General features: G+C 67.2%; 3 protein-coding genes and 1 pseudogene. All 4 read right to left on the bottom strand.

Features of this window, described 5'->3' with window-relative positions:
- Window positions 1-93 precede the first annotated feature (93 nt).
- Entirely contained in the window at window positions 94-1,974 is a 1,881-nt protein-coding gene (locus XCC_RS03410) for a S8 family peptidase (RefSeq protein ID WP_011035899.1), read from the bottom strand.
- A gap of 158 nt (window positions 1,975-2,132) precedes the next feature.
- On the bottom strand, window positions 2,133-9,188 hold the full coding sequence (locus tag XCC_RS03405; RefSeq protein ID WP_011035898.1) for an ESPR-type extended signal peptide-containing protein: 7,056 nt from the start codon (window positions 9,186-9,188) through the stop codon (window positions 2,133-2,135).
- Between the two features lie 532 nt (window positions 9,189-9,720).
- Window positions 9,721-9,825 (bottom strand): annotated as a pseudogene (locus XCC_RS03400) (serine protease); the annotation flags it as partial.
- Window positions 9,826-10,687: 862 nt separating this feature from the next.
- The gene (purL, locus tag XCC_RS03395) at window positions 10,688-14,734 is read right to left on the bottom strand and encodes a phosphoribosylformylglycinamidine synthase (protein ID WP_011035897.1); all 4,047 of its coding nucleotides are present in this window, start codon (window positions 14,732-14,734) and stop codon (window positions 10,688-10,690) included.
- Window positions 14,735-14,868 lie beyond the last annotated feature (134 nt).

The raw sequence follows: 14,868 nt of genomic DNA, 5'->3' as shown, positions 1-14,868 counted from the left end.
GCCGCGACGATCAACCGCACCACTGCGAAAGGCCCTGAAAAACGAATGCCCCCGGTGATTGGCCGGGGGCATTCGGTCACACTATTGCAGCGATTACTGTCGCGCGACGAGCGTCAGCTTCGCGTAGTCCCCTGCACCCACCAGCTTGATGTAGTAGGTGCCAGCCTTGGGTGCGGTGAAGCGCACCGTTTCGCTGTTGCCCGGACGGGTGGACTTGGCGTCGTAATCGGTTGCGGTGGGTTCGGCTTCGAAGCTCACGTAGACCGACACGTTACCGGTGCCGCCGTAGGTCATGAAGCTCAGCACCGCACCCGCCTTGGCTTCGAAGCTGTACAACGTGGAGCTGTTGTACTCACCGCTCAGGCCGGTCAGCGGCGCCTTGTTGGTCAGGGCAATGGCGGCCGGCGCGCAGGTCTCGGTGTCCGGGTCGCACGGCTCCACCAATACCGCTTCCAGCGCGGCCTTGGCGTCGACGATGCCGCTGCCGATCGGGGTGCTGGTCGGCGGGGTCACCGGGAAGCGGCGGCTGGTCTGCTTGAGCAGGGCTTCCATCGCCGCCGGGGTCAGCGGGCCGTCGCCCAGGCCGATCGACGCGCTCTGCACCAGGGCCACGACGCCGGCCACGTGCGGGGACGCCATCGAGGTGCCACCAATACCCATATAGCTATAGCTACCGGAGGTCGGGGTGGTGGCGCCGTCGTAGCCGGCCTGCCAGATGTAACCACCCGGGTTGCCGTCCACGCTGCCGCCGCCGGGACCGGACAGGTCCACCTTGCTGCCGTAGTTGGAGTAGTAGGTGATGCCGCCGGTGATGCGGGTGGCGCCGACGGTGATGGTGTTGTTGCAGCTGGCTGGCGAATGGTTGGCCGCATCTTCGCCGCTGTTGCCGGCCGCCACCACCACGGTGGTACCGCGCGACACCGCGCCATTGATCGCGACCTGGGTGGCCGGATCGCAGGGCTCGCCGCCGCCCAGGCTCATGTTGATCACTTCGGCCGGGTTGGTGTTGGCGGGGACGCCATCGACCGTACCGCCGGAGGCCCACACGATCGCATCGGCGATGTCGGAGGTGTAGCCGCCGCAGCGGCCGAGCACGCGCACCGGCAGGATGGTGGCCTTCGGCGCCACGCCCGCCATGCCCACACCGTTATGGGTTGCCTCGGCCACGGTGCCCGAGACATGGGTGCCGTGCCAGGAGCTTTCCTGTGCCACCGACCCGTCGTAACAGACGTTATCGGCCTCTTCCCAGTCACCGTAGTCCAGCGCGCCCGGGACGCGGGCGTCGGTGGGGCGACGCGAGACTTCGGCGTCGGTGATGAAGTCATAGCCCTGCAGCAGGTTGCCGGCGAAGTCCGGATGGCCCGGCAGGATGCCGGTATCCAGCACCGCCACCACCACGCCGGCACCCTGCGAGAGATCCCATGCGGCCGGCGCGTTGATGCCGCCGTTGGGGTTGCTCAGGTGCCACTGGTACTGCGCATACAGCGGGTCGTTGGGGACCAGCTGCGGGGTTACGTCGGTCGCGGCAACGCTCTTCTTGATCTCGACCGGACGCAGCATGCGATCGATCTGCACCTCGGCCACGGACGGGTCGTTCTTCAGCTCGACCACCACCTTGTCCACCTGTGCGGCGGTCAGCGTGCCGGACAGTTTGATCAGGTCCGAGCCAATGCCCAGCTTGCGCAGGTAGGTCGCCTTGGCGGCGGTGGCGCCAGCACGCGCACCGGTCACCGGTGCGGCACGGCCCACGGCCGATTGCACCACGCCCAGCTTGCTGCTGCGATCGCTCGCGGCGGCCGTGCCGTCCTTGTAACGCACGATCAACCGGCTGCTGAAATCGCTGGCGGCCGGCGCGGCTTGGGTCGGTTCCTTGACCTGCAACGCGGGGGCAGCAACGAGGGTGCCCGAAGCACCCAGGGCCATCATCAAGATGGCGCCAGTCAGCGGGTTGAGACGGAAATTCTTGTCGATCACGGTGAAGTCCTCTTCAGTTTTTCGTGGATCAGGCGTCAGTACGGCCATCACTCCCTGCGAATCCGTTGGCCGGCCAAGCCACGGTCCTCGCCCGCCCCCTCAGGCCTTGCTCTGTCGCGACGGCGCACGACGGCGCCGTCGCTGTTTTCAACCGTGCGTTACCAACCGAAACCGGCACCTACGCCGATCGAGCTGTCGTCGCCGCTCAATGCGCCACCGATGGTCACCGTGGCGCGTGGGCTGATCGCCCGCTGGTAACCCACCGACAACGCCGACTCGCCGTTCTGGAAACCGACACCGGCACCGATGCGGTTTTGCGAGGCAATACCGGCCACGCTGGCGGACATGTTCAACATCGCCGAGCCCATCGCACCTTGACGATCGAGCCGACGGTTCTGCCGGCGCAGGCGGTCTTCGATATCGCCCTGGTAGGTTTCGAAGCTGTCGGCCATCGCGCTGTAGCGGCTGTCGGTGTAGCTGTTGGCTGCGGCGACGCCGCTGTCCAACTGGCCCTTGTTGACCGCATCGGTGGCGCGCGTACCGGCGGCCACATTGGCCACCTGACGCTCACCGCCCACGCTGCCCACCGAGACCGTGTTGGCGCGGTCGGCAACCGAGCCCTGGCCGAGTGCCACCGCACCCTGTGCACTGGCGCGGGCACCCTGCCCGATCGCCGTGCCCGAGGCCGCACTCACCTGCGCGCCTTCGCCCATCGCAACCGCATTGGTCGCCACCGCAGCAATCTGCGTGTTGGCACCCACCGCGGTGCTGCCATCGGCATTGACGCGTGCATTGCTGCCAATCGCGGTGTCGTTGGGGCCATGCGCATACGCGCTGCCACCAATCGCGGTGCCGGTGATGTGGTTGGCCACAGCGGCGTTGCCAACCGCCGTCGAGGTCGCCGCCGGCGTGGCCGTGCCAACGACCGCAGCGGTCGGCGTGCCCTGCACGCTTGCGCTGCTGTCAGTGACATCGCTGCTCGCGACCGTCGCGGATGCAGCCACCGCCGGAACCGCTGCAGTGCGCAGCGAAACCGTGCGTGCAGCGGTAGCCGTTGCGGTGCCGCCACGTGCATCCAGCTCGGTGACCTTGCTGTCCAACGCGGTCAATGCGGCACCGACGTTGTTGTAGCTGGCACCCTGGATGACGTAGGTCGGCGCAACGAACACACCTTGCGCGCCGATCGCCGCACCACCGCCGAGGAAGCTGGCGGTATTGCTGAGCGACTGGAAGAACTGGCCGCCGTTGATCGCATCGGTGCTGGCATCGGCAATCGCGCCGGCACCCACATTGACGATGCGACGCGTCGCCGGGCCACCGCGGCCGTTGCCGCTGCCCACCGACACCACGTTGGCTTCATAGGTGCGCGAACCGGAACCCAGCGCCACCGAGTCGGCGCCGCTGGCACCCGCATTGGCACCGAGGGCGACGGCGTTGGCGCCGCTCTGGCGCACAAAGGAGTTGTAACCCAGCGCAACGCCGTTCTCGCCAATGGAGTTGGTCTGCCGCCCCATCGCCGTGCTGTTCACGCCGCTGGCGCTACTGTCCACACCCATCGCGCTGGCGCCGGTGGCCGAGGCAGTGCTGCCTGCGGCTACCGCCACGCTGCGTGCACCGCTGGCGGTGGCACCGGCACCGGCGGCGGTGGCGCGATCGCCCGTTGCACGGGCCACGCCCTCGCCGGTGGTCTGCACCATGCCGCTGGTGGTCTGCACATCGGCCGCCAATGCATCCAGCTGGCCCTTGTTGACCGCATCGGTGGCGACTTCGCCGTCGCTGACATTGACGATGCGACGCGTTGCCGGGCCGCCGCGGCCATTGCCGCTACCGACCGACACCGTGTTGGCTTCGTAAGTGCGCGAGCCGGAGCCCAATGCCACCGAATCGGCGCCGGTGGCACCGGCATTGGCACCGAGCGCAACACCGTTGACCGCGCTCTCGCGCACGAACGAGTTGTAGCCCACCGAGACCGCGTTTTCGCCGATTACGTTGACCTGGCGGCCGACGCCGGTGCTGTTGATGCCGGTGGCCGACGCATCCACGCCGACCACGCTTGCACCAATCGCATCGGCGCGGCTGTTGCCGCCGATCGCCAGCGCGTTATCGGCCAATGCGGCGGCGCTCTGGCCCAATGCACTGGCGTTGACGCCGTCGGCATAGGAATTCCAGCCGATCGCGGTGGTGTAATCGGCCGTGGCCCATGCACCGCCACCGAAGGCCGCTGCACCGGTGCCCGACGCACGTGCCGGGATGAAACCGAAGAACGTGCTGCCGCCCACCGCCACGCTTTCATCGCCGGTGGCTTCGCTGAATTCACCCACGGCCACCGCGCTGGCGCCGGAGGCCAGCGACGCGGCACCCACTGCGGTGCTGTAGTCGCTGGACGCCACTGCGCCGTAGCCCAGTGCCGACGACAGGCGGCCGCTGGATTCGCTGTAGCCACCGAAGGCGGCACTGCCCACGTTGGACGCAGCGCTGCGGAAGCCGACCGCCGTGGCCTGGTTGTCCGAGGCCACTGCTTCGCTACCCAGTGCGGTGGCGTAGGTCGAAATGGCCTGCGCGCCGGCACCGTTGGCGGTGGCACCGATATCGCTGGCCAGCGCGTTGCTGCCCACCGCGCTGCTGTTTTCGCCCAATGCCTGGGCGTTGTTACCCAACGCTGCGGCGCCGATGCCGCTGGCCAGCGCATCCATGCCGACTGCGGTTGCGTTCTCGGCAACCGCCTGCGCACCTGCACCCACGGCGGTGCTGTTATCGCTGCTGGCATTGGCACCTTCGCCGGCGGCCAGCGCGTTGTCGCCTTCGATGTAGGCACCGGCGTCGCTGTCGTCGCTGCCGCTGGCCTTGAAGTACTTGCTGGTGCCCTGCGCGGTTTCGGCCACCGCGGTAAGTTGGTCCAGATTCACCGCATCGGTGCCTTGCGTACCGGCCGCGACATTGGTGATCTGGCGCTCGTTGCCGGCACTGCCCACCGACACCGCAAAGTCGCGATCGGCGACCGAATCGGCACCCAGTGCCACGCTGCTTTCGCCGGTGGATTCGGCGAAGTTACCAAGCGCGGTGCTGTTCAAGCCCGGAGCCCACGCCGCGCCGCCCAGCGCGGTGGAGAAGTCGCCGGAGGCCTCGGTCGGCAACAGGCCGAGCAAGGCGCCACCCACCGCCACGCTGTTGTAGCCGCTGGCAACGCTGGCCTGGCCGGCTGCGATGCTGTACGCACCGGAGGCAGTGGCATCGCCACCGACGGCCACGCTGCTGGAGCCGCTGGCGGTGCTGAAGTTACCCAGCGCGGTGCTGTTGAAACCGCTGGCGGTGGAATAGCCACCCAACGCGGTGGAGTAGTTGGAGGTGGCTTCGGCGCCAAAGCCGAATGCGGCCGCGCTGGTGCCATCGGCCACGCTCTCTGCACCGACCGCCGTGGCGGACTCGCCCGTGGCACTGGCGAAATAGCCCAGTGCAGTGCTTTCGGTGCCTTCGGCCACGCTCAGCGCACCACCGGCAAATGCACCATCACCGGACGCCCCTGCCGCTGCGCCCACTGCCGTGCTCTGCGCACCGGAAGCTTCGCTTTCGCCGCCCAGGGCCACGCCGTAATCACCGCTGGCCTGGCTGAAAGCGCCGGTCGACACGCTGCCGTAGCCGCTGGCGGCGGCGTTATAGCCGGACGCATTGGCGTACTGCGCCGTGGCGCTGGCACCGCTGCCGATGGCGACCGCGCCTATCGCAGTTGCCTGGCTGCTGGCGCCGAATGCGCTGCTGTAGTCGGCATCAGCGGTGGCATTGGAGCCGGCAGCCGTGGCGTCTTCGCCCTGTGCGAACGCGGTGCCGTCACCGGTGCCCGCATACAGACGCGCGGTGGTCTCGGCAGTGCCGGCCACGGCGTTGAGCTGGTCCAGGTTCACCGCATCGGTGCCTTCGGTACCGGCGGCCACGTTGGTGATCTGCCGTTCGCTCCCCACGCTGCCTACCGACACCGTGTTGTCGCGATCGGCGATCGAACCTGCACCCAACGCAACGCCGTCGTCGGCAGGCGTATACGCACCGCTGCCGAGGCTGACGCTCCGCGTGCCCGAGGCGTTGGATTGCCAGCCCAAGGCGACGCTCTCGTTACCAGGCGCATAGGACTGGCCGCCAATCGACGTGGCGCTTCCACCCGTCGCAACGGCGTAAGTGCCAAGGGCGACCGAATAGTAGTTGCTTGAGTTCGCATTGGCGCCCAGCGCCACTGACGAATCATAGCTTGCCCGCGCATTTGCGCCCAACGCCGTGCTGTCGCCACCATCGGCCACACTTTCGGTGCCGATCGCGGTGTCGCGATCCATTCGCGCCACACTTTCAGCACCGATCGCCGTTGCTCCGCGCCCACTGGCGACGCTGGCGCCGCCCACGGTCGTGCTGAAATTTCCCGATGCCATGCTGTCGCTACCCAGCGCGGTGGCGTAGCCATCAACGGCACGGCTGTTGTTCCCCACTGCCGTGGCAGAGGCGCCACTGGCGGTGGCGTAGCCGCCGATGGCCGTGGAGTACGCATCGGCTTGGCTGCCCGCGCCCAGCGCAATGCCCTGGTCGCCTTCAGCCTGCGCTTCCCAGCCCAGCGCGATACTCTCATCGCCAGCCGCATTGGATTGGCCACCGAGCGAAATCGCACGTGGGCCGTACGCGTTTGCGTAGGTGCCAACGGCAATCGAGCCAGTGTCGGCTGCATACGCATTCGCGCCCAGCGCGGTGCTGTCGTCACCGTAGGCCACGCTTTCGGTGCCGATGGCGGTACCACCCTCACCCCACGCCACACTGGCAAAACCCAGCGCGGTCGATGCCGCTCCATTGCCGATGCTTTCGTAACCGATCGCCGTTGCACCACGCCCATTGGCGATGCTGGTGCCGCCCACGGCGGTGCTGAAATAGCCGGATGCGTTGCTGTCGCCGCCGAGTGCGGTGGCATAGTCGTCGCCGGCACTGCTGTTGAAACCGACCGCAGTGGCATTGGCAATGCTGGCATTGGCGTTGCTGCCGACCGCCGTGGTGCCCAGCGCAGAGGCCAGGCTGCTCACGCCGAGCGCAATGCTCTCGTCGCCCGATGCATTGCTGGCACCGCCCAGTGCAACGGTGCGCTCGCCGAAGGCATTGCTGTTTGCGCCGATCGCGGTGGATGCAGTGCCACCTGCAGCGGCATTGGCACCGAAAGCAGCGCTGTCGGTACCGAACGCCACGCTTGCACCACCCACAGCGGTGCTGGTGCCGCCGAACGCCACGCTACCCACGCCCAGTGCAGTGGAGTCCGCGCCATTGGCGATGCTCTCGTAACCGAGCGCAGTCGCGCCGCTGGCGGTGGCCCGGGTTGCACCGCCCACGGCGGTGCTGCCATCACCCGAGGCACTGCTGTTGCCGCCGAGCGCGGTGGTGTTTTCCGCGACTGCGGTGCTGTTGAAACCGACTGCCGTGGCGTTATCGGTGGTGGCATTGGCGCCACTGCCAACTGCGGTTGCGCCCTGCGCCGATGCCACGCTGCTGGAACCCAGCGCGGTGCTGTAATCGTTGAACGCTGCAGCGTTGGAACCTGCCGCAACGCTGTCGACGCCTTCTGCAATCGCAGCGCCGTCGCCGGTGGCGACAAACGAACGCGCAGTGGCGGATGCAACGTCGGACACCGCGGTGAGCTGGTTGAGATTCACCGCATCGGTGCCTTCGGTGCCGGCGGCGACGCTGGTGATCTGGCGCTCCGCACCGGCTGCGCCCACTGACACCGTATCGGCGCGCGTGGCCACCGAGTTGGCGCCCAAGGCCACCGAGTTCGCGCCGCGTGCGGTGCTGTAATACCCGAGCGCGGTGCTGAGTTCACCGCTGGCCCACGACTCCGGGCCCACCGCGGTGGCGCCTTCGCCCGGTGCGTAAGCGAAGTAACCCACTGCAGTGGCTTCAGTGCCCGAGGCTTCGCTGAGCGTGCCGACCGCCGTGGTGTAGGTGCCCGAGGCAATTGCGCCGGCGCCAAGCGCGCTGGCGGCTTCGCCACTGGCCTGGGTCTGCACGAAGAACCCTAGCCCCGGAATCAGATCCACCGGGCCGCCGACGGCGGTGCTGCTGGTGCCGCTGGCGCTGGTCTGCGTGCCCACGGCCGTGGAGTAGTCGCCGGTGGCGTTGGACACCACGCCGAATGCCGACGACTGCGCGCCGGCCGCGTAAGCGCCCACGCCATACGACGAGGCGGCGAAACCATCCGCGCTGGCGCTGGCGCCCACCGCGGTGCCGCCCACGCCGGCGCTGGTGGCACCGGTGTCAACCGGCACACCGCCATTGGTGATCAGCGGGTTGCCGTCTTCGTCCACGGCGGCTCCGCCCACCGCCACGCTGCCCGGCCCGTTGGCCTGCGCGTTGTAGCCGAATGCGGCGCTGTTCTGCCCCACCGCAAGCGCGTTCGCACCCATGGCGGTGGCATTGTCGGCCAGTGCATTGGCGCCGCTGCCCACGGCGAGCGCGCCGCTGCCGAAGGCGTTGGCGGCATCGCCGGCAGCCACCGCACCAGCACCATCGGCATATGCGCCGATGCTGTCGTCGCCCGGCTGTGCCTTGAAGAACGTGGCGGTGTCTTCGGCCACCTCGGACACGGCCTGCAGCTGCGCCACGTTGACCGCGTCGTTGGCGTTGACACCGGCGGACACGTTGGTGATGCGGCGCGTGGCCGGGCCGCCGCGGCCATTGCCGCTACCGACCGACACCACGTCGTCTTCGTGGGTGCGCGAACCGGCGCCCAGCGCCACCGAATTGGCGCCGGTCACGCCGGCATTGGCGCCGAGTGCCACCCCGTTTTCGCCGGCCTGGCGCACGAAACTGTTGTAGCCAATGGCCACTGCGTTTTCGCCGATGGCGTTGGTCTGGCGGCCGATCGCGCTGCTGTTGACGCCACTGGCGCTGCTATCGGCGCCGGTGGCCACCGCGCCGGTGGCGCTGGCGTTGCTGCCTGCACCGATCGCGGTGGCATGGGCGGCAGGTGCCGACGCGCCGCGGCCAACTTCAACCGACTGCGCACTGGCGGAAAGGGGAATGGCGATGCCGGCGCTACCCAGCGCCAGGGCGATCGCGGCGGCCAGGGAGAGTCCCTGACGGCGGTCAATCAGCGCGGCCGATGCCACGCTTCCCGGGCTGTCGCCGCTGGCCAATTCCGATGCCACGGCCCACACACCCAACGATTTGTTCCAGACCTTGCGATAAATCCGATTCATCGACGTCCTGCTCCTGAAGTGGACTGGTTTTTAGCGATTCCCCACCACCGCAGAAGCCTTCCAGCCAATGCGATCCCCCTGTGGTTACTGGCGCCATGGGCCGGGTGGCGGTGCGCGGAATTCCCCGCACCTTGGGATAGTCAAAAAATGAACGCTACCCAACCATAGAACTGGGCGAAGTGTTAACAGCGCTCAAATCGGGCGTCAAGTTTTTGACACGCCACGTGCATAAGCGTGATAGACGTCACGCTTCAGGCTGGTTTTATTAGTTTTTCGATAAATCTTTGGAAAACAGCCACCTAGGTCACGCCATGCCGCACGCCGCCACGCTGAATAGGCGTGTCCGGGCAAGACAAAAAAACCCGCTGGCAGGACGCCAGCAGGCTTGGTTGCGCAAAAAATGGGCAGGAAACCGGTCAGGCCGGCGGCCAACGCTCCCCGCGTTGGCCGCTGCCGGAATCAGCCGGGCCCGGATGCGTCGCGGGCGCCAACAAATCGTCGCCGTGCGCGTTGCGCAGCACGGCGTGTCGGATCACTGACGCGCGAGCAGGCTGACCCCGTCGAAGCTGGCGCCATCGAGTTTGACGATGTAGGTGCCGGCACGCGGCGCGCTGAGGCGCACGGTCTGGCTGGTGCCGAGCAACGGTGCCGATCGCCCGCGTATTTTCAACGTGCAGGCATGCGACCCATTCCGCCATAAACGCGCCGCTCACGACCGTCATTCAACTCAGTTTGCTTCATTGAGGCCTGACTGCGATTGGTCCGGCATGAAGAAAACAATCACCACGCCCGTGAGCTCAAGCCGCCCTTAGGGTTTAGTGAAACGCAATCGCCCACCTTTTGTCGACGGAATAGACAGCGCAAAGCAGCAAAAAGATAGATATGCCGAAAAAATATGGCAGAAATTTTATAACTCGCAACGCCGACAGAATCCATTTGAAAGCAAGATCCGGATGAGATTAACTTCACGCATGCAAATATATTATTTTTTGATAAATACCAATCAGCATTTAAGTTAATAGAAAATCAGGTATTTCTTTAGATTCTAGAAACATGCGATGCAGACACGCGACCACCGGCCACGCTGGATTGAGCAGGTGCAGGGCACTGACTCAGCCCCCCCCTGCATCTGCGCAGCTGACGTGCAGCAGCCAAATCGCACCCAATCCTTGGTAGGCGCCGCTCATCCAGCACCGCTGCATCCATGTGAGCCTGATTCGGGCCAACAACATTGCGATGCCACGCTGGGAGAGCCTCCTCTCCCGTGGATGTTGGCGTAGCGTCCGCGTCCAATCGGTGCCCGCCAGCTCGGCGGTACGCGCCCCGCCCCCCCACAGCCGATGCTCGCCAACTGCGGCGGCATCAGCGCGCATTGCAGCGACGGGCGCGCAGCTTTCGTGCGATCCGATCACCCAAACAACAACGGCCGTGTGCATTGCTGCACACGGCCGTTCGTTGACGCTCTCAACGCGGCATCACCCGATGCCGCGTCACATCACTCAACCACACCACACCCGCGCATTGCGGAACATGCGCAGCCACGGCGAGTCCTCGCCCCAGCCCGCCGGATGCCAGCTCAGATTGACCGAGCGCGGCGTGCGCTCCGGATGCGGCATCAAGATGGTGGCGCGCCCATCGGTGCTGGTCAGGCCGGTGATGCCGTCGGGCGACCCGTTCGGATTGAGCGGGTACTGACTAGCCACCGCGCCGTCACCGTCGATGAAGCGCAGTGCCACGCGCGCCGCGGCCTGATCCACCGCCGTGTCGAATTCGGCGCGGCCTTCGCCATGCGCCACTGCCACCGGAATGCGCGAGCCGGCCATGCCCCGCAGCAGGATCGACGGCGACTCCACCACTTCCAGCAGCGCCGTGCGTGCTTCGAACTGCTCGCTGCGGTTGCGCAGGAAGCGCGGCCAGTGCTCGGCACCGGGAATGATGTCCTTGAGCTGGCTCAGCATCTGGCAACCGTTGCACACGCCCAGCGCAAAGGTATCGCTGCGCGCAAAGAATGCGGCAAACGCATCGCGCAGTGCCGCACGCTCCAGGATCGAGGTGGCCCAACCGCGGCCGGCGCCCAGCACATCGCCGTAGCTGAAGCCGCCGCAAGCCGCAAATCCTGCAAACTGCGCCAGGTCCACGCGGCCTTCGATCAGGTCGCTCATGTGCACGTCGAACGCACGGAACCCGGCACGCTCGAAGTTGTAGGCCATCTCGATCTGGCCGTTGACGCCCTGCTCGCGCAGGATCGCCACCTTCGGCCGTGCACCGGTCGCCACGAATGGCGCGGCCACATCCTCGGACGGGTCGAACACCAGCTTCGGGCGCAACCCCGGCGCCTGGAAGTTGCGCGCCACCGCGCGTTCTTCGTCGGCACTGTCCGGGTTGTCGCGCAACTTCTGCATGGCGTGCGTCACCGACCACCAGGCATCGAACAGCGCTTCCCAGCGCCATTCGGCCAACACCCGGCCCTGGCCGCTGACACGCACGCGCGGGGTGCCGGTGGGGCGTGCGATGCGTTGCGCGCATTCGGTCAGTGCATGCCGCTCGACCAGATCGGCAAACGCGGCGCGGTCTTCATTGGCGATCTGCACCACCGCGCCCAATTCTTCGTTGAACAGGCTGCGGAAGGCATCATCGCCCCAGGCGTCGAGCGTGATATCCAGGCCCTGGCGCGAGGCAAACGCCATTTCGCACAGCGCGGCAAACGCACCGCCATCGCTGCGATCGTGATACGCCAGCAACAATCCACCCTCGCGTGCATCGCGGATCAGTTCAAAGAACTGGCGCAGCCGCTGCGGGTCATCCAGGTCCGGTGTTTCACCACCGAAGGCCGGCAACGCACTGTCATCGGCATACACCTGCGCCAGCACCGACCCACCCAGACGCTGCTTGCCGCCACCCAGGCCGATCAACCACAGCTCGCTCTCATCCTCGCGCTGCAGCAACGGAGTGAGCTGCGTACGCACATCGCTGACGGGCGCAAATGCACTGATGATCAACGATACCGGTGAAACGCTTTTCAGCGTTTCACCGGGAATCGGGAGTCGGGAATCGGGAATGGCAGAAGCGGACGGTGCTGGCGTTTCACCATTCCCGATTCCCGATTCTCCATTCCCGACCTGCCACTGCGCCTGCATCGACAGCGAGTCCTTGCCCACCGGGATGCTGAGCTCCAGCGCCGGGCACAGTTCCATGCCGACCGCGCGCACTGCGTCGTACAGCAAGGCGTCTTCGCCGGCGTGTCCGGCGGCAGCCATCCAGTTGGCGGAAAGCTTGATGCTGTCCAGCGTCTGCACCGGCGCCGCACACAGGTTGGTGATCGCCTCGCCTACCGCCATGCGCGCCGAGGCCGCGGCGTTCAGCAGCGCCAGCGGCGTGCGCTCGCCAATCGACATCGCTTCGCCATCGAAGGTCTCGAACCCGGCCAGCGTGATCGCGCAATCGGCCAACGGCAGCTGCCACGGCCCGATCATCTGTTCACGCGCGGTCAGCCCGCCCACGCTGCGATCGCCGATGGTGACCAGAAAGCTCTTGGACGCCACGGTCGGATGCGCCAACACGCGCAACCCGGCCTCCTGCAGATCCAGCGCCCCGGTCTGCAGCACCGGCCACTGCGGCGCCGCCGGATGCACGGCATCGCGGTGCATTTTCGGCGCCTTGCCGAACAGCACGTCCATGGGCAGGTTGATCGGGAGCGGAGAATCGGGAGTGGGGAATAGGGAATGGGCGGAAGCGGCCTCGGCAGCCGGCAACGCGCTGTTGCGATTCCCGATTCCCGATTCCCGATTCGCTGCGTCAAAAACGCCATACCCCACCACCAGCCGTTCCTCGGCCGTGGCCACGCCGACGGCGGCGAACGGGCAGCGTTCGCGTGCGCAGATCGCGGCGAATTCGTCCAGGCGCGCCTGCGGCACGCCGAGCACGTAGCGTTCCTGCGATTCGTTGCACCACAACTCCAGCGGCGACAGCGACGGGTCGTCGCTCGGCACCCTGGCCAGGTCGATCACCCCGCCCACGCCGGAGTCGTGCAGCAACTCGGGGATCGCGTTGGACAGGCCACCGGCGCCCACGTCGTGGAACCAGCGGATCGGGTTATCGGTGCCCAGTGCCACGCAGTGGTCGATGACCTCCTGGCAGCGGCGTTCCATCTCCGGGTTCTCGCGCTGCACGCTGGCAAAGTCCAGCGCCTCGGCGCTGTCACCGGCGGCCACCGAACTGGCGGCGCCGCCGCCCAGACCGATCAGCATCGCCGGGCCACCCAGCACGATCACCGCATCGCCCGGTTGCAGGCGCAGCTTTTCGACCTGGTTGCGGTCGATCGCGCCCAGGCCGCCGGCCAGCATGATCGGCTTGTCGTAGGCGCGGGTCAGGCCCTGGCCTTCGGCCAGCTCAAAACTGCGGAAGTAGCCAAGCAGGTTCGGCCGGCCGAACTCGTTGTTGAATGCCGCGCCGCCGAGCGGGCCGTCGAGCATGATGTCCAGCGCCGGCGCCATGCGCGGATTCAGCGCGCGCGGCGCTTCCCACGGCTGCGGCAAGGTCGGGATGCGCAGATGCGACACCGAAAACCCGGTCAGGCCGGCCTTGGGCTTGCCACCGCGGCCAGTGGCACCTTCGTCGCGGATCTCGCCGCCGGCACCGGTGGCCGCGCCCGGGAACGGCGCAATCGCGGTGGGATGGTTATGGGTTTCCACCTTGATGGCGAAGGCCGAGGGCACCACCGCTTCGCTGCGGTATTCGCCGGTGGCCGGATCGGGGCGGAACCGCGCCGCCGGCACGCCTTCCACCACCGCCGCGTTGTCGCTATAGGCCGACAAGGTGTGCTGCGGGGTCTGCTGGTGGGTGTGCTTGATCATCCGGAACAGCGAGCGCTCCTGCGGCTTGCCGTCGATGGTCCAGCTGGCGTTGAAGATCTTGTGCCGGCAGTGCTCGGAGTTGGCCTGCGCGAACATCATCAGTTCGACGTCGGCCGGGTCGCGGCCGAGCGCGGCAAAGCGCTCGCGCAGGTAGTCGATCTCGTCCTGCGCCAGTGCCAGGCCCAGATCGCCATTGGCCTGTTCCAGCGCATCCAGCGGGATGCGTTCCAGCTGGCCGGGATCGGGCACGTTGAACAGCGCTTCGGCCGCTGCGGCCGAGCCGAGCAACGATTGCGTCATCGGGTCGTGCAACAGCTTGGCCACCGCGGCCTGATCGGCCTCGCCTTCCGGCCACCCGGCCAGATCGATCCGGGTGCCGCGCTCCACGCGCTGGATCGGCTGCCCGGCTCCGCGCATCAGCTCGGTGGCCTTGCTCGACCACGGCGACAGCGTGCCGAGCCGTGGCACCACGTAGCGCGAAGAGGCAGCCTCATCGCGCGGCGCAGGCGCCGGCTCGGCCTGCAGGATGCGCTGCAAGGTGGCCTGGTCGGGCGTGCGCCCGGCATCGGCACGGATGAAGTACACGTGCCAGGCGCCAGTGAGACGCAGCGCGGGGACGAGCGTTTGCAGGCGGGTTTCGAGCCGAGCGCGGCGGAACGGCGAAAGGGCGGAAGCGCCCTCGAGGACCATCATGTCCGGGGAACCGTGTCAGAAACGGGGCCGATTATTGTAACGGAGGTTGGCCGGCCGGCGCCGACCGGGCGCCTTTGCCGCGTTCCGGCCGATCAGGCGGGCTGCGGAGCTTCTGTAGACCCGTCGCTGCGGCC

Source organism: Xanthomonas campestris pv. campestris str. ATCC 33913 (assembly GCF_000007145.1).
GTDB classification, from domain to species: domain Bacteria; phylum Pseudomonadota; class Gammaproteobacteria; order Xanthomonadales; family Xanthomonadaceae; genus Xanthomonas; species Xanthomonas campestris.
Note: the sequence above shows the minus strand (reverse complement) of the source record. Positions and strands in the feature narration are given on the sequence as shown.

Bases quoted from the DNA above. Each gene is read 5' to 3' on its own strand.
- XCC_RS03405 (WP_011035898.1), bottom strand. From the start codon at position 9,188: ATGAATCGGATTTATCGCAAGGTCTGGAACAAATCGTTGGGTGTGTGG.
- purL (WP_011035897.1), bottom strand. From the start codon at position 14,734: ATGATGGTCCTCGAGGGCGCTTCCGCCCTTTCGCCGTTCCGCCGCGCT.